We start from the raw sequence: 18,414 nt of genomic DNA, 5'->3' as shown, positions 1-18,414 counted from the left end.
ATCGTGCCTTATTGCAGGATAATGCGGAATGATATCGAAATGAATGTACGTAAACCATTGGGTAAACCATTGTCTACATATTTTTGGCGGAAATTCGAATGAGATTCAAGTGGAGGGTACTATGGCGAACTTAAACTTTCGAGTAGATGGCACATTCAAAATTGTTCAATTTACCGATCTGCACTGGCAAAACGGGCAGCAGGAGGATTTACAAACCTATTCGCTAATGAAGAACGTCCTGCAAGAAGAATCACCGGATTTGGTGATCTTTACTGGTGACGTTATTTATAGTGAGCATTGTACTGATAGACAAGAGTCCTTTAAAAATGCTGCCAAAGCAGCGGAAGAATTTAATATCCCATGGGCAGCTGTATTTGGCAATCATGATACCGAGGTTGGCACCACCAGAGAAGAGCTTATTCGCTTGCAGCAGGAAAGACCGCTCAGCTTAACAGAAATGGGCCCAAGCCTGGGGGATCGTGCGGGAAATTATGTGCTAGAAATTCATTCTAAAAATAATAGCAGCCCCGCTGCCGCATTATATTTATTGGATTCAGGCGAGTATGCCGATCAACCAGTTGGCGGCTATGCCTGGGTAACTCATAGCCAGATTGGCTGGTACAAGGAGCAATCTGCTCGTTTGACGAAACAAAACAATGATGTGCCACTGCCCTCGCTTGCGTTTTTCCATATCCCTGTGCCCGAATATAACGAGGTATGGAACGAGCATACCTGCTATGGGCAGAAGCACGAGGGCGTAGCGAGCCCAAAAATCAATTCCGGACTTTTCACAGCTTTTCTTGAAATGAAAGATGTCCGCGGTACGTTCGTAGGCCATGATCATATCAATGATTACTGGGGTGAGCTTCACGGCATCCGTCTATGTTATGGAAGAGCTACGGGCTATAACACCTATGGAAAAGAGGGTTTTCCGCGTGGTGCAAGGATCATACAATTGACCGAAGGGGAAGCTGACTTCCAAACATGGCTGAGACTAGATGATGGATCTGTTGTCGTCAATCAGCCAGAACATCTTCCTGAGAAAGTTTAATTGCAACCATTAGGACGATACTAATACGAACCGCCAATGAGAAGACATAACTGATGTAATAATGGTGGAATCTCAACGACGTAGATATTTTTTATATAAAGTGACACTGTATATCTTAATAGAGCATCCCTGTTGTCGATGGGGGTGCTTCAGATTTTTGCCGATTTAGTTCGCTTTTAACTCTGCGTTAATTCTCATGGCTTCCTCGTAATTTTTAGCAGGTGCCGATATTCTTAGGTCCTTCCCTATCAATTGGTTATCATTCATATTTTCATTCACATATATGTTCATTTGGGCAAAATTATCCGAGATCATTAGATAACCTAAAGGCTTGTGAACAGATGTTCCATTTTCATTCTGATGATAAAATAATAAATCTTGATAAAAATCTATATCCCGTAATTGATAATTTTTTGTGTAATCATATTTATTAATAATGAATTGTCCATGAAAGGATGGATCACGGAACAAGGGTTTATATATAGTTCCCTTAACTTTGATTGTTGTTACTTCTCCACTTTCAGGTTTGCCTACGCGATATTCCAAAGCTGGATACTCAAGATCAATCTTTTTTGGGAAATTATATATGAACAGGAATGCAGAAACGGCTACAAGTGGTAATGCTGCACACAACATAATTACTTTTAACCTTCCTTTTGGTGGTTCCATAATACCTCTTCCCGCTTTATGAGCCATGAATTTGAATATCCTTCTCTTACCAATTATCCATTCGATCATTTATATTTATCTATTAGTTAAACTGAAATTTGTTACTTGTGTTCTTTCCATTCGCATTCAGTAAATTTCATTTCTGTGAAAACAGCATTAAATGAAGATTCTTCTGGACTGCAAGCATAAATACCAATCTGAATATTGTCTGCTCCTTCAAAAAGGTGTGCAATACGCATTTGATTATAGTGAATACCATCATAAGAATTTTCAATACAATAATCGCTTTCACGCCGGCTTAGTCTGTAATACATAAATTTCTTTGTTGCAGGAATATCCGTAGTTGCCCAATCAGAATAGCCTAAGTTCGTTACAACACTTCCTAATCTCTGGTATTCTTCATTTTCATATTCAATAGAAGCCTTTATCCAGTTATCACTATTTTGATAGATAATTACGCCGCACTGGTCGAAGCGTTGTTTACTGTCAAATTCCGTTTTTACTAAAAACGAAAAATATTTCTCATTGGTTTTCATTAACAAAGCAGGAGCATTATTGTTTTGAAAACCATAATAGGTTCTTTGCCAAAAATCTGTTCCAGCTTCTGTTTTAATCACAATTTCTCCATCAGTAATCGTATATTCTTTAGGCTCATGTACCCAGAATAAGTGATCTCTTTGAAATATTGCTTCCATTTTGATTCCTCCATAAATTCTAATTTATCTATTAGCTGAATTAGCAGCAGTATCCTATTTAGGCAAATCGAAATGTAACTAACCTATTTTTCTTATTCGATATTGTATTCTAACTGCCCATTACTTAAACGAGGCTACCGATTCATGCCGGCAGCCTCTCCATAGTGATTGTTAAGTTATAGTTACCCGTTTTTCTCCCAAAGCTCGATCAATCGTCCTTCTGGATCTTCAATCCATATAAACTTCCCAAATTCACTAACCTCTAAGTTCTTTGCAAGTGGTATATCCATATGTTCAAGATGCTTAATAGTCTCGTCTACATTATGTACTTGGAAATTTAACATCACTTGTTGTTCTAATGGAAAATAACTGTCATTCTCACTAAAAAAAGAAAAAATAGTCTCATTTCCGGATTCTGGTCTTATCATCGTCCCATTCCAATTCCCTATTTCAAGCTTCAACACTTCACTGTACCATTTTGTTATCATTTCAAGATTTTTGGTTCTCCAAAATATTCCGCCAAAACCTTTTATCATTGTATGTAACTCCTGTCTGTCATTAGATTTTTAGCTATCCGATTACATTAGATATTCGAGATTTAAATTTAAGTTCCTTTTTCAATTTTCCTGCTAGCACACAATTTCTCCACAAACTACTACATTATATTTTTCCACTTTTGTGCTATACTAGCTTGTCAGCATTTTAGCAACAAATATTGTTAAATTATCAACTTACTCACGAGGTGCATAAATGTCTCAACCGCCAGCTAAGAAGGCGCTTTTGACTGAGCTTGAGAGCCTACGCGCATTTGGCATACTTGCTGTCATTATGATTCACGCGACATCCTCTTCAGTAGTCAATACCGATCCTAACTCCACACTGTTTTTGATTCTTGTCCTATTTAATACGTTATCCAAATTCGCCGTACCTCTCTTCATTCTGATCAGCGGCATATCTCTTTTCTACAATTACAATGATAAACCATTAAACAAACAAACAGCTACGATGTTCTACAAGAAACGCATCACTAAAATTATGCTGCCGTTTCTCCTATTTTCGTTTATGTATTATGCCACTATCATCTATTTCAGATACGGATTTATTAATTTCGAGCAGTTTATCTCTTATTTTCAAACTTGGGATTTTCTCGTTAAATTGCTGATTGGAAAAACCTATGCTCATTTGTATTTTATCTTTATTATTATCCAGTGTTATTTGCTCTTCCCTGTACTTTGGTATGTGATGAGAAAATGGCCGCGTCTCGTCAATTGGCTGATCACAGGCGGACTTCTCATTCAGTGGGCTTATATGCTGAACGCTAAGGAAATGGGAATCAAATACGTCACCAGCGGTTTTTTCGCATACAGCTTGTACTTTTGTATCGGGGCTTATATAGGAATCAACTATACGAAGTTTTATGCCTTCTGGGAGCGCAAACGCAGCAGCATTGCTTTACGCAGCACATTAATTGTAGTAGTAGCCATTTCCGGTACGCTCAACGTGATCTACTTCTTGCGCGAGGCGCAGGGAAAACTACTATTTAACGATAGCTTCTTGGTGCAAATAAAAAATGAAATTTATATTACTTCGGCATGTTTGCTGCTTATTCATCTAGCCCTTCGGATTAAGGCATCCCGCATGGAATATTTGAAATCGGTGCTTATTCATCTCAGCCATGCATCATTTGGCATGTACTTGCTGCATCCGATGTTCCTCAGATATTACCGTATGATGGATGTGAATGGGAGTCCGCTCGTTTACGGAGCATGGATTGCAGGAGGCTTCTTCCTTGCTTTAATTGGCTCATGGATCATCGTTGCTTGGGCTGGAAAAGTGAAAGGACATTGGATTTTATTCGGACCTATCCCCAAACAGAAATCGCTCGGACAGTAGCCGCAAAGGCTGAATTTAAAACATTTATGTGACGCCCCTCTGCTGAAACAAGGCAAAAGGGGCGTTTTCAATAATTTCCCCCTATGCGCGCCAGGTCTTTTCCGTTAAACTAGAAATTCTGGTATCGGCAGAATCAACTATACTATTGCAGGTTTACCCCTGAAAACTATTGGAGGTTTCTTTTCTAACATGCATAATGAACATCATTCCAATGTCAAAATTGTAACAGCCGACCCAAGCGCCATCGGCTTATTTGGGCTGGCTATCGTTACGCTCGTAGCTTCCTCACAGAAGCTCGGCTTAACTGACGGGCTAAGCCTCGTTATTCCATGGGCGGTTTTTCTAGGCGCCTTTGCTCAGCTCTTTGCTTCTATTCAAGATGCAAAACATAACAATACATTCGGTATGACCGCCTTTGGCGCTTATGCTTTCTTCTGGATGGCGATGGCCGGCAGTTGGCTGATCAAGCTCGGTGTGTTCGGCGCTGGGCTGGCTGCAATCGCAGACAGCAAGCAGCTTGGTTTTGCTTTTGTCGGTTATCTCATTTTCTCGCTGCTGATGACTATCGGAGCAGCGGAGACCAATAAAGTATTATTCTTCATCTTCGTTCTAATTGATCTGCTTTTCCTTGGACTGAGCTTCGATGCATTCGGAGTAGCACCCGACGTGTTCCACGCACTAGCTGCCTATGCTGAAATGGGTATTGCTCTCCTATCGCTATATGCCGCAGGCGCAGCTGTACTGAATACGCATTTTGGACGTGTGTTTCTGCCAATCGGTCGGCCTTTTGGCATCTTCAAGCCTCGTTCATAATCGGAATCTCATCATTATACAATGTTAAAGCCAGCCGCTCTTCGTGCCGATCCGCGATAGAGCGGCTTTTTCTATGAAAATCAAAAAAAGAGGCAGAGTGCTTAACGACCGCACTCTGCCTCTTTTTGTTCACCGTAAGCTTTATAGCAACTTCACAGCTACCGACGCAGCCGTGCTTTCCTTATTCCTTATTGAATCTTCATAGGTTCTTTTAAAATATTCCACATACAAAACATCGAGCAAATAAAGCTGTGAAATCTTCGCAGATAAGGAACCGCCCTGCAGAGGTCCTTCATTCGCTCCGCACAGCAGCGTCAGATCAGAGTAAGAGGTCAGCGGCGACTTAACGAACCTCGTAATCGAAATGACGGTAGCACCGCTTTCTTTGGCCCTTTTCGCTACTTCAATTGTATCCTTTGTAGAACCGGAATAAGAAATAACGACAGCGACATCCCGGTTCGTCATCAAAGCCGCTGACATCATCTGCAGATGCGAATCGATGCTGCATTCCGTTTTGTTTGTGATGCGCATAAATTTGATTTTCGCTTCCATTGCCGTCATTAAGGAGGATCCAACGCCAAAAAATATGACCCGTTCCGCTTGGAGCAAATGCTCAATCGCCTGATCCATTTTTTCGTTATCGATTAAGTTATAGGTCTCGTTCAATGCACTTATGTTGGATGACAGCACCTTAGAGGACACTTGATCCATCGTATCATTCATCAGAACCTTGTCCGTGAGCTGCGGTATTTCGTTTTCAGCGGTGATGCTGTGTGCAAGGGCGATTTTAAAATCCTGATACCCTTTATAGCTTAACGACCTGCAAAACCGGAATACGCTGGACTCGCCCACTCCACAGTGATCTGCAAGATCAGTAATCGACATGTAGACGACACCTTCCGAGTTATCCAGAATGTAGTCTGCTACTTTCCTTTCGGTATTTGTCAGGTTGTTGTATTTCGAATGAATCGTTGTAAAAATATTGATAGTGCGCAATCGATCACCTCCCTAAATCCTGTCCATTCCGCGTAGAAATAATGATGCCGCACCTAATAAGCCAGCTTTATTTCCAAGAGAAGCCTTTACGATGTTCACACCCGCAAAGCTCTCCATAATTAAGGCTTTGGTTTGTTTCTCAACCATTCGAACAAGCTCATCCTGCTCCATCACTCCGCCTCCTACAATAATAGCAGGTGGATTGAAAATATGAATGAGTGAAGCCAGACCCGCGGATACTTCGGTCGTCCATGTATGCAATATTTGTTGTAATGGTTCGTTTCCTACCTGTATTTTATCAAAAAAACCTTTTCCGTCTACAATTTCAGGATCAGCTTCTTGAGCCATTCGAATTAAGGCTGTCGTTGAGGCATAAGTTTCATAAAATGATATGCGCGTGCCGCCATTCGTTTGCGACAATGGACGGGTAAACATATGACCGAATTCAGCAGCTGAGCCGCTCATACCACGATAGATCTGACGATTTATGACGATGGCTCCGCCAATCCCCGTCCCAAACGTTAAGCATAAGAAATCTGCAAACGACTTTGCCGCTCCAAAACACGCCTCGCCTAAAGCTGCTGCATTCACATCATTTTCAACCTTCACAGCCTTATGGAAACGATTTTCTACGATCTCTCTGACCTTCATGCCTGTATAGCTTGGGATATTCTCGTTGGCATACAAGATGCAGCCCTCATCCGCGTTCACTTGTCCGGCCGTACTAATAGCGACAGCATCAAAATGCTGATATGACTCCATTTGGGACAGCAATTTTTCCATGAGATGTTTGCCGCCCATATGAGCTTCAGTCGCATACTCCTTGAACTGAGTGATACGGCCTCGTTCATCGCAAATGCCTATCTTTGTATGAGTACCGCCAATATCTGCCGCTAAAATGTTCATTCCCATGGGCTATTCAACAGCCTTTACGAATTTTTTGGTTATTTCCATCGGTCTTGTAATGGAAGAACCCACTACAGCCGAATAAATCCCTTGGTCAAATAATCGTTTTAGTTCCTCAGGTGTAGAGATTCCGCCCTCCGCAATAATCGGAACAGATATCGTATTCACGAGCTTCTCTATCAACTGAAAATCCGGCAAAACATTATCTTTTGTTGCTTCCGTATAGCCGCTAAGAGTCGTCCCAATAATGTCAAACCCTAGCGCTGCAGCTTCGATAGCTTCAGCATAGGTCGAGCAATCCGCCATAAAGAGCTGATCTTTATACTTATCTCGTAGTAAAGGAAATAATTCCGATATCGTTGAACCGTCCGGCCTCACACGATTTGTTGCATCCATTGCGATGATATCCACGCCTTCGCGGCAAAGTTCATCCACTTCCTTCATCGTAGGGGTGATGAATACGGAAGAGCCCTCATAATCCTTTTTTATAATACCGATGATCGGTAGATCTACCTGCTGCTTAATTTCCCTAATATCCTCTACGCTGTTGGCACGAATTCCTGAAGCACCGCCCAAAAATGCTGCATATGCCATTCTCCCCATAATAAATGGACTATGAAGCGGTTCATCCGGCAAGGCTTGGCAGGAAACGACCAACTTTCTTCTTATCCTATCAAGTACATTTCTATTTGTATTCATTGGACTCCACTCCGCTGCTGTTTGTATTTACTCACTGACTGCCGCTGCCATCTAGGCAAAATCAACATATCATAATACCCTCATTTTGTAAATTAATTTCACCATTATTTAATTTATGAAAATTATTTTCTTCTAAACATCAATAAAAAGACCCGATAAGCTCTAAAGAGCTAATCGGGCCTCATCTATACTTGAATTAAAAACAAATACTAAATCTTCTTCACAAATTCCGACTTCAATTTCATAGCGCCAAAGCTATCAATTTTGCAATCAATATCATGATCGCCTTCAATCAAACGGATGTTTTTTACTTTTGTGCCTATTTTGATAACGAGCGAGCTTCCTTTAACTTTAAGGTCCTTAATGACCGTTACAGAATCGCCATCGTTCAGCACATTTCCATTCGCATCTTTAATTATTCTTTTATCTTCATCATTATCGGATTCTGATTGTAAGCTCCATTCATGACTGCATTCTGGACAGATTAGCAGACTGCCATCCTCATACGTGTATTCAGAATTACATTCCGGGCAATTTGGCAAACTAGACATAAATTCATGTCCCCCATTCCTTATTGTACATTCAAGTTCTCCTTGAAGTTGCCTTACAAGTATAGGGGATATTGTCCAATCAATCCACTGCCTCTGTCTATTTCTAAAGCATTACTCTTTAATAAACTCCTTCGTACTGCGAACCGTATCGATTGGACGGACTAATTTTTCGATTTCTTCACGCTTAGGCTCTAGGAAAGGAGGCAGCGATAATTTTTCACCAAGCGTCTCATAAGGCTCATCACCCATAAACCCTGGACCATCCGTTGCAAATTCGAATAAAATTTGCGGAGCCACTCTAGCGTACAACGATTCGAAAAAGTGACGGTTTACATAGCCTGATGACGGTAATCGGAAGCTCTCTAGGCGCTCGATCCATTCATTCAATACGCCGCGGTCTTCTACACGGAATGCTACGTGGTGAACGGTGCCGAAGCCTTGATGCGCTTGTGGAAGTACAGCATTGTATTCTACGATAACTTGAGCTCCGTTTCCGCCTTCACCAACCTCAAATAGATGGAATGAACCGTCTTGGTCAATTTCTTTGAACAACAGCACTTTCTCCAGCATCGTTTTGAAGTTCTCGAAATTAGAAATACGAATGAAGATTGGCCCTAGACCCGTAATCGCGTGCTCTAACGGGATTGGTCCTTTTTCCCAAGGAACTCCTGAAGCTACCCCTTTATTATTTTCATCCGAAATCAATTGATACTGTTGGTCATCAAAGTCAACGAACGAAAGTGATTTCTTGCCAAACATTTCTTGAATACCGGTATGCTTCACATCTAGACGGTTGAAGCGCTCTACCCAGTATTGCAGGGCCGCATCATTCGGAATTCGGAATGACGTTTTTGAAATTTCGTTCGTTCCATGCACGCCTTTCGGAATATGTGGAAAATCGAAAAATGTCATGTCAGTGCCTGCGTTGCCTTTATCATCTGCAAAAAACAAGTGATACGTTTGAATATCGTCTTGGTTCACCGTTTTTTTCACTAATCGCATGCCTAACACATTTGTAAAAAAGTCATAGTTGCGCTCTGCACTGCTTGTAATTGCCGTAACGTGATGGATACCTTTTAATTGATTCATTATATATTCCTCCATTCAATTTTAGCTTTCCCGTGGTTCATGAATACAAATCATCTTTTAAAAACAATCTTTAATTTAATTATCTTTAATTTAAGATAAATATAACAGGTTTACTTTTCGATGTCAACAAGCCGCCATCTCGCCAAACAAAAAAACAATAAGCCTCGTCCTAATGACTGCGCTCATTGCTTTGTGTTTGTCGATCTATTTATTTAAAGAACACTTTTTCTACATTGTATTTCGCTCTAAATTTGTTTATAAGGTATGTTTCGTAAATCTCGCGATCAACCGAATCCTCATTAACATAAACCTCGATTTTAGTAACCTCATTGCGATGATTTTTCATGACGGATACGGAATCCTCAAAATGTTTTTTGATACGGGGTCTTAGCTTCCGTGCCTTGCCGACAAACAGCAGCTCGTCCTTATCGTTGTAAAACATAAAGAAACCGCCGTGCTCCCTTGTAATCAGGTGAAAATCAGTAAAGCCATAAATATTGCTCAGCTGTGGATTAACCTGCTTGGTTATGGTTACGTCCGGCGCCGGAATCGTTATGTTGATCATAATGGTTCACTTCCTTCTTAGCGTATAGGTCTATATACTATCATAAAACGACAAATGAAAACCATTGGCAATGCAAATTAGGGACGAATGAGCCGGTATATAGGGCAGCATTGCGTTTACAGGATCATTTCCTCCATAATGGTGGTAATTAGTGAGCTTCAACAATATGAATCATAATGCCCCTATGACAGTGGAATAACAAGGGCTAAAGAGGAGATTGAATCCAATATGGTGAAACAGCCCTTAATACTCATCGTTGAGGATGAGCCTCGAATGCGGGAGCTTGTTGCAGATTATTTGGAAGAAGAGGGCTACCGCATCATACAAGCAGCAAATGGCTATGAAGCGTTGGAGCATGCTCGCCATACGCCGCCTGATCTCGTTGTGCTTGATATTATGATGCCCGGTATAGATGGTTTTGAAGTATGCAAGCAGCTTCGCAGTCACTCCCAGACTATAATTGTTATGCTAACGGCTAGGTCGGAGGAAGAAGATAAGTTATATGGCTACGAATTGGGTGCAGACGATTATGTAACTAAGCCATTTAGCCCCAAAGTATTGATCGCAAAAATTAAAGCCTTATTAAGCCGATGGCATGTTCATGATGGGGCCGCAGAGCTGAAGAAGCATCATGATTTGGAAATTAATGAGCAAGCCCATGAAGTTTATCTTTACGGCAAGCTTCTCGAATTGTCGCCAAAAGAATACGAACTGCTGCTGTTCTTCTACCAGCATCCAAATATCGTATTAACAAGAGATACTCTTCTTGATCGCTTATGGGGGATCGATTATTTCGGCGATGCCCGTACAGTCGATACGCAGATTAAACGTCTACGCAAAAAACTAGGAGACAAGGCTGATTACATCCAAACCGTGCGCAACAATGGCTATAAATTTCAAAACAAAACATGAGGTATTTATGAAGAGAGAGCGATTGGATTTCAAAATATTTTGGGTGACCTTGGTCGCTTTGATGTTATTTATCATCTTATGGATGGTGCTCCAGACTAAATTTTTCGGAACGTTTTATATTGAGCAGAAGTCGAATGAGCTATCTCAGCAGATGGAAAGCATTTATCATAAGTATGCATCCGGTGTTTATGATCTAAACGTCAAGCCAGAAGAGGTCGTCAGCTTTGAACAACGCTTTTACGGTGTAACAGCCACGTTGTACAAGCAAGGAAACAAAATCGACGTATATGCTGGGGGCTACAAAGCCATTCCTGCTATACCTGTGACGCCCTCCATCATCCTTAATAATGATTACGATATATCGATTCAACTCGATCCCGAACCTTACGTCCAGCCTCATCTGGATGATAAGAACATTAGAAGCCAACCCCTTGTACCTGCAGCTTATGTTAATCCCTACAGTAATCGGCTGTCAGACGCCATGAGCATTTGGCTGCAAAATAACGACCGATTCAGCACACTATCCCAAACAGGACATGTGAGCGTGACGAAAATTTCATCCTTTAATGCTGATAACGAAAACATGCTGATTGCCGCAGTGAAGCTGCCGAATACAGTGAACCATAGAGGCGGAGATGCGTATTTGATTGCGCTGGCTACACTCCAGCCCGTCGGCGATGCCGTTCAAGTTATGAGCCGATTTTATATGTATTTTTACGCGCTTGCTGCCATTCCTATCTTACTGTTTGCTTATTTCCTTTCACGCACCATTACATTGCCGCTGATGCAGCTGAACAAAGTAGCAAAGCGTCTGGCCAAGCTCGATTTCACTGCATTCGTACGTATGAACCGGAAGGATGAAATCGGCCAGCTCGCGGGAACGATGAATAGCCTTGCCCTTAATCTGCAGCAAACGATGGCCGAATTGCAGGAAGCGAATATGAAATTGCTTGATGATATCGAGAAAGAAAAGCAGCTAGAACGCATGCGCAGGCAATTTGTTGCAAGCGTATCACATGAATTAAAAACACCGGTCAGTCTAATCCAAGGTTATGCAGAAGCGCTCCAAGACAATGTAGCAAACGGACTGAAACGCGATAAATATACGGCCGTGATTATCGAGGAATCGGAGAGGATGGCCCGTCTTGTCGCCGATTTGCTGGATCTATCCCAATTAGAGAGCGGCCGGTTTGCACTGCAATGGTCAACGGTCCCGCTTTATGAAACGGTCCAATCGGTACTCACGAAGATGGCTCCACTCTTGCATGAGAAATCCATTCGTCCTCAGCTGATTGGACTAGATGCCGAAGAAATATGGGTGCGATCAGATCGGCAGCGGCTGGAGCAAGTGCTGATCAACCTGCTTGGCAACGCTATACGCCATACCCCCGTTCAAGGACGTCTTGAAATACGTATAAAGACCGAACAGCCATCCTCCGTACGGGTAGAGCTTAAAAATGAGGGCACGCCTATTCCCGAAGAGGATCTGCCTTATATTTGGGACACTTTCTATAGAGCCGACCAATCAGGCAGCCGTGAGCTTGGAGGAACCGGCATCGGCTTGTCTATCGTAAAAGCGATTTTACAACGACATGAAAGTGAGTACGGCGTGTTTAATGAAGAGGATGGTGTAACGTTTTATTTGACCCTTCCTCTACTGGATCATAATTAACTAAGGTCAATTAGCTGAAAATATAACAAAAAAACAGTCTAAACCCCTATCATTCAGGAGTATAGACTGTTTTCGTTTGCAACACGATATCGCCTTTAAACATCACTAAGTATTACTTGACAATCCTTTATTTCCGAAGAGCATCCGCTGGCTCAGCAGCAATTAGTTTCCGACTAACTATCGTACTCATTAAAAGAATAATGATAAATGTTGAAATGATGGTAATCGCCATTTGCAGGGCTTGTATGATCATTCCGCCCCCTAGCAAAAGGCTATATACATAACTGATGACGAAGAACATTCCGATACTGAGAATCGTTGATGTACTAGCTAAAAGGATGTTTTCAGCAGCTAATATCCCCCTGATCCATCCCTTGTTGTAGCCGAGAGCTGCTAAAATTCCGATCTCACGATATCTAGCGTTTGTTTGTTTAGCAAGCAGTACAATGCTAATAAATAGTGCGATGGATAAAATAAGAATGGACACAGCAAGAAAAAGCTTCTTTACGCTGTTAAAGGTTTTCTCCAGAGCAGCGACTTGCTCCACAGCCGTTTTGGTCGTTATGTTTTGTTTTTCCAAATCCTCTGTTACCGGCACAATATCCGAAAAGCTTGTCACATCATAAGAAACTGAGAATGGCTGCTCTCCTCTCTCATGCCCATACAGTGATTGCTCCACATCGGAGCTGATGAAAAAATCATCATAACCTGCGTTATAGATACCGCTGATTGTGAGAGGGAAACTGTGTCCGTTATATTTTAGTGTTATTCTTTGACCTATGAGCTCACGAATATTATCGGTAAGTTTTCTCCCTACACTTGGCGTAATTGAAATCTCGTTCTCCCCATATCTCGGCATGATGCCATATGACATATTTTCAGTGGCTCTTGGTATGGGTATTTTCTCTTTAAAGCTAACGATCCCTACACTTAGGGTAAGTTCTACGTCCTTGAGTACATATTGATAATAGACATTTTCAATTCTATGATCCTGGCTTAATAGCTTGAATGGATCTTGTTTCTCATTTAACGCGATGTATCCATTATTGAACGCTGTGTTTTTGTCTTTAAAATCAGTAATAGACTGACTCATGATGTTGCTGGATGAGAGTGAGACAACAAACAGCGCAATTCCTATTGCAATGACCAAGCTAACTGCCATATAACGAAATAGCCGCACTCTAAAGTTTTTAAAAGCACGTTTCCAAATGGATACCTGGGCACGGTTACTCGTATGCTTTGCTTTGATTTGCTTTTGGACTATCGTTTGTTCTGCTGATGTTACTTGAGATGAAATAACATTTATCTTCCCATTTTGGGTAGACAAAACTTCATCAGCCCACGAACATATCTTTTTATCATGGGTAATGACAACGACCAGCCGATCCCTTGCCACTTCCTTCAAGATATCCATAATTTGATTAGCTAACTCACGATCAAGTGCTCCAGTAGGCTCATCTGCGAATAATATTTGTGGATCATTCACAAGTGCTCTCGCAATCGCTACGCGTTGCTTTTGCCCCCCTGATAGATTTTCCACTTTTTCTTCTGCCTTCGTTTCGATGCCCAACTCTTTGATTAATGCAAATACCTTATCACGGTTTTCTTGCGCTGATTTCCCGTTCAACTCAGCTGCGATTAAAATATTTTCCATAACAGTATAACCGCTTATTAAATTGTAACTTTGAAAAATAAACCCGATATGGTTTTGTCGGAATTGGCAAAGCTCTGCTGGAGTCATTTCTGTAATTTTCTCATCGCATACCGTAATGTTTCCTTTGTAATTCATATCAAACCCTGCGAGCAGGTTCAATAATGTACTTTTCCCACTGCCTGATGCGCCAAGAATACAGGTAATCCCTGTATCCCGAAACGTATAGCCTATATGGTTTAAAATAGTTTGGTCACCATATTTTTTTGTTACCTCTTCTAAAATAATCATGATCTGTCACCTGACTTCAACGATTTGAATGTATTTACAGTCCCAATCACCATCGTTGTTATCAAGCTGCAAAACCAAGCAATGAGGATTATCAGGCCCGCTTCTATAGCATATGATTTGGCTTCCAAAACACCCGGCGAGCCAGCAATTGAATTCATAGCCATGTTGATGAGTGGAGAGGCCAACACAAATAATACAAATGCTGCTAAGCTAACAAACAAGTATTCCACGAACGTCATTTTTGTTAGATCGCTATTCCTATAGCCGTTTATTTTGAAAATCGCATATTCTCTTTTTCGCATAGCCGCTGTCATGAACGAAATGGCAAACGAAACGATTAGAGACAGAATGCTAATGACAATGACAGCTGAGCCTGATTGTTCTTTCGCCTGAGCATTTAATCGAACCATATCTTCGACCAGTTCAAACCTGCCATTCGGCACAATTCCCATCGCCAGCAGCTCGTCTTTCAATGAAATCATGTCTTCAGCGCTATTTGCTCTCATCGAGAAATTAGACGTTTTGGATTTCATGTTCGCCTGTTCACGCATTTCCATAACTGATGATTTACTGAAAAAGAATGAGTCGTTTACTGGAAACTCCTTAATCTCACCATTAATCTCTACCACAGCTGTTGTATCCGCTACACCAACAATTTTGACAGTTGTACCAACTGGCATTTCAACTGGTTCTCCGGAATCCCAATTAAATAACGTCCCGCGGAGGTCAATCGTTTTGCCGATGAGATCATTATTGGAAACGCCTAAAACATCTGCCAAGCTGTTTGAGACAACCACTTCATTATGATCACCCGAGGGCATTTTACCAGCTATTAGCTTTTTGAATACAGGAACATTGTTTGAGCCCTCAATCTTGTGCTCCTTGCCATCTAAGACTACCGTAATATTATTCACTGCCTGAGCAAATACCACGTGCTTCACACGTTCATCATTTAAGTATTTTTCATAAAGGCCTGCAATGTCCTGATCCACATCGACATTCGGCTTTTGCTCTTGATCAGATTCGCTTGAACTGCCTGCGCTTATAAATTTAGACGCAATTTCAATATCAAAAAGGCCCTCGCCAATCGCAGCGTACAATTCATCAAAGCTGTTTTGACTCGTGTTTTGTATACGGCCTGTTGTATTCATTAATAGAAAGCTTGTCGATACCAATATGGCAATCACCAACACCGCGTATCTGCTTATTTTACTCTTTATATTGGTCATTGAGATTGACATGGTCCGCTTCACAGATAATGCAGGTTTTGCTGTCATCGGAGATGATTTTGGCTTAGCTTGTTCGACTTTCGTTTCCGACACGAGCTCACCTTTATCAAACTCAAAAACACTGCTCTTATCGTCAAGCATCGAGCTATCATGCGTGACGATAATGACTGTACGCGTTTTGGCAATTTGCTTCAATATATTAATAATTACACTGGCTGATTTCGGGTCAAGCGCAGCTGTGGGCTCATCCGCAATAAGGACCTCAGGATTTTTCATAAGCTCTCTTGCTATAGCTACCCGCTGCTTTTGGCCGCCAGATAGATTTCTGACCTTCTGCTTTGCGAGCTCATTAATTTTAAGCTGCTTCATGAGCTGAGTTATTCGTTCACCTGAAATGGTATCTTTTAAATAGAGAGGCATTTTTATGTTATCCAATACCGATAAATCGTCGATCAAGTTAAATTCCTGCCATACGATCCCGATTTTTTTATTGTGATACTCACTCTTATCCTTTTGGCTGAGCGTTTTTAGATTTTGCTTTTTGTAATAAGCCTCACCTTTAAAATCCTGGTCCAAGCCTGCTAATATTTTGAGGAGGGTTGTTTTCCCGCTTCCTGATGCACCTACGATAAAGTTAAGCCCACCCTTGATTTCAAGAGATATATTTTTAAGTGCATATTCCTGGCCAAATAATCTGGATACATTATGAATTTCATACATGTTTATTTCTCCTATCTTTCCTTTATTATTGATGGCGGTTTCTATACTATAAGGGGTCAATGTGTCATTCAGGTGGCGGTACGACAATAAAAAGAGCGTCAGAAGATAACCTATGTTTCACCATAGGTTATCTTCTGACGCTCAACTGTTTATAATGACTTATATATAATCGATCAAATAAAATAATTGCACGAGGTTATCGTTCACTTTGGCAGACGAATTATATCCCCTATAGGCAAATACCTACACCACAGAAAACGCTCTTCACATTTTTATTTTATAAGTACACGCGGACGCAGCATCCGCTCCACAATACGAAGCATTCAGACTTTCTTTCGGCGCGCTAGTTGATTAAAATAATTCCTTTCTCTATTTAAAGCTAGACAAAAAGTAAGGGCACCCGCGCTTGGGTGCCCTTACTTTTTTTATTTATCTCGCAGTAGCCCCGCCATCGAGAATGAATTCTGCACCCGTTGAGAAGGATGATTCATCGGATGCCAGGAAAACAACTAAATTCGCGACTTCCTCTACCGTACCAAAACGTCCTAATGGCGCCACAATTTCGGCTAATTCAGACTCAGGTATTTTAGCTGTGCTAACAGCGTAGGCTCCCATCGCCGTATTAATGTAGGCCGGATGAATCGAATTGACGCGGACATTAGCCGGAGCGTACTCAACGGCAGCATCCTTGGTCATAATTCGTACAGCGCCCTTGCTGGCACCATATGCAATATGACCTGCAGCCCCTTTTAGACCTGCAACGGAGGAGGCATTGATGACCGACCCGCCGCCTTTCTTCGCCATCAGCGGCATAACATGCTTCATCCCAAGAAATACGCTGGTGACATTGATGCTCATCATGCGATTAAACTCGTCCAACGTCATTTCTGCGAGAGGCTTAATGAAATAGATTCCTGCATTATTAAATAAAATATCAATTTGTCCATATGCGGATAAGGATGCGTCAACGACCTGAGTCCAGCTATCCTCATGACTGACATCATGGTGTAAAGCTAGCGCTTCACCGCCGGACTGTTGAATCTCGTCCGCTGTTTTTTTAACATTTTCAAGATTGATATCCGTTACGACAACTTTGGCTCCCTCTTTAGCAAACCGAAGCGCTGTTGTTTTTCCTATACCTGTACCTGCGCCTGTAATAACAGCAATTTTGCCTTGTAATCTCATCGTTGATCCTTCCTTTCGGATTTGTCTTCCTTACGAGATCCGAGTTACTGAAATGCGAATTAGACCGCTGTGTAGCCACCATCAACAAGCAGGCTGGCACCTGTTATAAAAGAAGCATCATCGCTGGCAAGGAACAAAACGGCTTTACCGACTTCTTCAGGCTTGCCAAGACGTTTCATTGGATGCAAATCGATAAGATGCTGCGTAATCGCTTCATTCCGTCCTGCGATGAGCGGTGTATCAATGTATCCTGGGCATATTGCATTGACGCGAATGCCTTTAGTTGCATAGTCAGCACTCAGCGACTGTGTCAAAAGCTTAACGCCGCCTTTCGCAGAAGCATAAGCGGTAACATTTGCTTTGCCAACGTGGCTATGGATGGAGCCGCAATTTACGATGGAACCGCCTGTGCCTTGTGCAAGCATTTGCTTGATTGCATATTTATCACAGAGAAATACGCCTGTTAGATTGATATCAATGGTTCTATTCCAGGCATCTAAGCTTAATAGATCAGCAGGCCCGTCCTTAGCTATACCTGCGTTTGCAAACAGAACATCCAGCTTGCCATATTTGTTCACCGTCTGGGATACCATATGAATGACGTCGTCCTCGTTGGACACGTCCGTTTTTACAAACAAGGTATCAAAGCCTTCAGTATTCAACTGATCGGAAACGCCCTGCCCATGATCAGAAAAATCCGCAATGACCACTTTCGCCCCTTCTTCGGCAAATAAGCGGACGGTTACTTCGCCAATACCGCTTGCACCGCCAGTAACAATAACAACTTTATCTTGGAATCTCATGTTATCAACACTCCTTCTTATGAT

At 41.7% G+C, this 18,414-nt stretch carries 18 protein-coding genes; 5 read left to right on the top strand and 13 right to left on the bottom strand.

The window, feature by feature from the left end; all coding sequences use genetic code 11:
* The first annotated feature begins 121 nt into the window (after window positions 1-121).
* The gene (locus AB4Z45_RS29815; protein ID WP_441912948.1) at window positions 122-1,051 is read left to right on the top strand and encodes a metallophosphoesterase family protein; all 930 of its coding nucleotides are present in this window, start codon (window positions 122-124) and stop codon (window positions 1,049-1,051) included.
* Window positions 1,052-1,216: 165 nt separating this feature from the next.
* On the opposite strand, the gene AB4Z45_RS29810 is transcribed toward AB4Z45_RS29815, so the two are convergent.
* The 3 genes from AB4Z45_RS29810 to AB4Z45_RS29800 form a co-directional block, all read right to left on the bottom strand.
* The gene (locus tag AB4Z45_RS29810) at window positions 1,217-1,747 is read right to left on the bottom strand and encodes a hypothetical protein (RefSeq protein ID WP_441912946.1); all 531 of its coding nucleotides are present in this window, start codon (window positions 1,745-1,747) and stop codon (window positions 1,217-1,219) included.
* A 74-nt stretch (window positions 1,748-1,821) separates the two neighbouring features.
* Window positions 1,822-2,415: a DUF1349 domain-containing protein gene (locus AB4Z45_RS29805; protein ID WP_441912944.1), complete on the bottom strand. Its 594-nt coding sequence runs from the start codon at window positions 2,413-2,415 to the stop codon at window positions 1,822-1,824.
* A gap of 182 nt (window positions 2,416-2,597) precedes the next feature.
* Window positions 2,598-2,951: a VOC family protein gene (locus tag AB4Z45_RS29800; RefSeq protein ID WP_441912942.1), complete on the bottom strand. Its 354-nt coding sequence runs from the start codon at window positions 2,949-2,951 to the stop codon at window positions 2,598-2,600.
* Between the two features lie 214 nt (window positions 2,952-3,165).
* Here AB4Z45_RS29800 and AB4Z45_RS29795 point away from each other — a divergent pair, with 214 nt between their 5' ends.
* Both AB4Z45_RS29795 and AB4Z45_RS29790 read left to right on the top strand, forming a co-directional pair.
* The gene (locus AB4Z45_RS29795; protein WP_441912940.1) at window positions 3,166-4,308 is read left to right on the top strand and encodes an acyltransferase; all 1,143 of its coding nucleotides are present in this window, start codon (window positions 3,166-3,168) and stop codon (window positions 4,306-4,308) included.
* A 189-nt stretch (window positions 4,309-4,497) separates the two neighbouring features.
* Window positions 4,498-5,121, top strand: coding sequence for an acetate uptake transporter (locus AB4Z45_RS29790; protein WP_441912938.1), 624 nt, complete (start codon window positions 4,498-4,500; stop codon window positions 5,119-5,121).
* Between the two features lie 141 nt (window positions 5,122-5,262).
* Here the strand turns inward: AB4Z45_RS29790 and AB4Z45_RS29785 are convergent, their stop codons facing one another.
* The 6 genes from AB4Z45_RS29785 to AB4Z45_RS29760 all read right to left on the bottom strand — a co-directional run bounded on the left by AB4Z45_RS29785 (window position 5,263) and on the right by AB4Z45_RS29760 (window position 9,927).
* Window positions 5,263-6,117: a MurR/RpiR family transcriptional regulator gene (locus tag AB4Z45_RS29785; RefSeq protein ID WP_441912936.1), complete on the bottom strand. Its 855-nt coding sequence runs from the start codon at window positions 6,115-6,117 to the stop codon at window positions 5,263-5,265.
* 12 nt (window positions 6,118-6,129) lie between these two features.
* Entirely contained in the window at window positions 6,130-7,029 is a 900-nt protein-coding gene (locus AB4Z45_RS29780) for an ROK family protein (protein ID WP_441912934.1), read from the bottom strand.
* A 3-nt stretch (window positions 7,030-7,032) separates the two neighbouring features.
* A complete protein-coding gene (locus AB4Z45_RS29775) occupies window positions 7,033-7,722 on the bottom strand; it encodes an N-acetylmannosamine-6-phosphate 2-epimerase (protein ID WP_441912932.1) in 690 nt (229 codons plus the stop codon).
* Between the two features lie 209 nt (window positions 7,723-7,931).
* Window positions 7,932-8,273 carry a zinc ribbon domain-containing protein YjdM gene (locus AB4Z45_RS29770; RefSeq protein WP_054025674.1) on the bottom strand — a complete coding sequence of 114 codons (342 nt, stop codon included), beginning with the start codon at window positions 8,271-8,273 and terminating at the stop codon, window positions 7,932-7,934.
* Between the two features lie 111 nt (window positions 8,274-8,384).
* Window positions 8,385-9,362 carry a ring-cleaving dioxygenase gene (locus tag AB4Z45_RS29765; protein WP_441912931.1) on the bottom strand — a complete coding sequence of 326 codons (978 nt, stop codon included), beginning with the start codon at window positions 9,360-9,362 and terminating at the stop codon, window positions 8,385-8,387.
* Between the two features lie 208 nt (window positions 9,363-9,570).
* Window positions 9,571-9,927, bottom strand: coding sequence for a nucleotide excision repair endonuclease (locus AB4Z45_RS29760; RefSeq protein WP_076266468.1), 357 nt, complete (start codon window positions 9,925-9,927; stop codon window positions 9,571-9,573).
* A 228-nt stretch (window positions 9,928-10,155) separates the two neighbouring features.
* Here AB4Z45_RS29760 and AB4Z45_RS29755 point away from each other — a divergent pair, with 228 nt between their 5' ends.
* Together AB4Z45_RS29755 and AB4Z45_RS29750 are read left to right on the top strand one after the other, a co-directional pair.
* Window positions 10,156-10,839: a response regulator transcription factor gene (locus AB4Z45_RS29755; RefSeq protein ID WP_441912930.1), complete on the top strand. Its 684-nt coding sequence runs from the start codon at window positions 10,156-10,158 to the stop codon at window positions 10,837-10,839.
* Window positions 10,840-10,846: 7 nt separating this feature from the next.
* Window positions 10,847-12,511, top strand: coding sequence for a sensor histidine kinase (locus AB4Z45_RS29750; RefSeq protein WP_441912929.1), 1,665 nt, complete (start codon window positions 10,847-10,849; stop codon window positions 12,509-12,511).
* A 127-nt stretch (window positions 12,512-12,638) separates the two neighbouring features.
* Here the strand turns inward: AB4Z45_RS29750 and AB4Z45_RS29745 are convergent, their stop codons facing one another.
* From AB4Z45_RS29745 to AB4Z45_RS29730, 4 genes are all read right to left on the bottom strand, one after another.
* On the bottom strand, window positions 12,639-14,453 hold the full coding sequence (locus tag AB4Z45_RS29745; RefSeq protein ID WP_441912928.1) for an ABC transporter ATP-binding protein/permease: 1,815 nt from the start codon (window positions 14,451-14,453) through the stop codon (window positions 12,639-12,641).
* A complete protein-coding gene (locus AB4Z45_RS29740; RefSeq protein WP_441912927.1) occupies window positions 14,450-16,402 on the bottom strand; it encodes an ABC transporter ATP-binding protein/permease in 1,953 nt (650 codons plus the stop codon). The genes AB4Z45_RS29745 and AB4Z45_RS29740 overlap by 4 nt, the downstream gene beginning before the upstream one ends.
* 429 nt (window positions 16,403-16,831) lie before the next feature.
* Window positions 16,832-17,587, bottom strand: a complete 756-nt coding sequence (locus AB4Z45_RS29735) for an SDR family NAD(P)-dependent oxidoreductase (RefSeq protein WP_441912926.1) — start codon at window positions 17,585-17,587, stop codon at window positions 16,832-16,834.
* A 59-nt stretch (window positions 17,588-17,646) separates the two neighbouring features.
* Window positions 17,647-18,390, bottom strand: coding sequence for an SDR family NAD(P)-dependent oxidoreductase (locus AB4Z45_RS29730; RefSeq protein WP_441878295.1), 744 nt, complete (start codon window positions 18,388-18,390; stop codon window positions 17,647-17,649).
* Window positions 18,391-18,414 lie beyond the last annotated feature (24 nt).

This window comes from Paenibacillus sp. MCAF9, assembly GCF_052114265.1.
Lineage (GTDB): Bacteria > Bacillota > Bacilli > Paenibacillales > Paenibacillaceae > Pristimantibacillus.
This window is presented reverse-complemented; position numbering and strand designations above follow the sequence as displayed.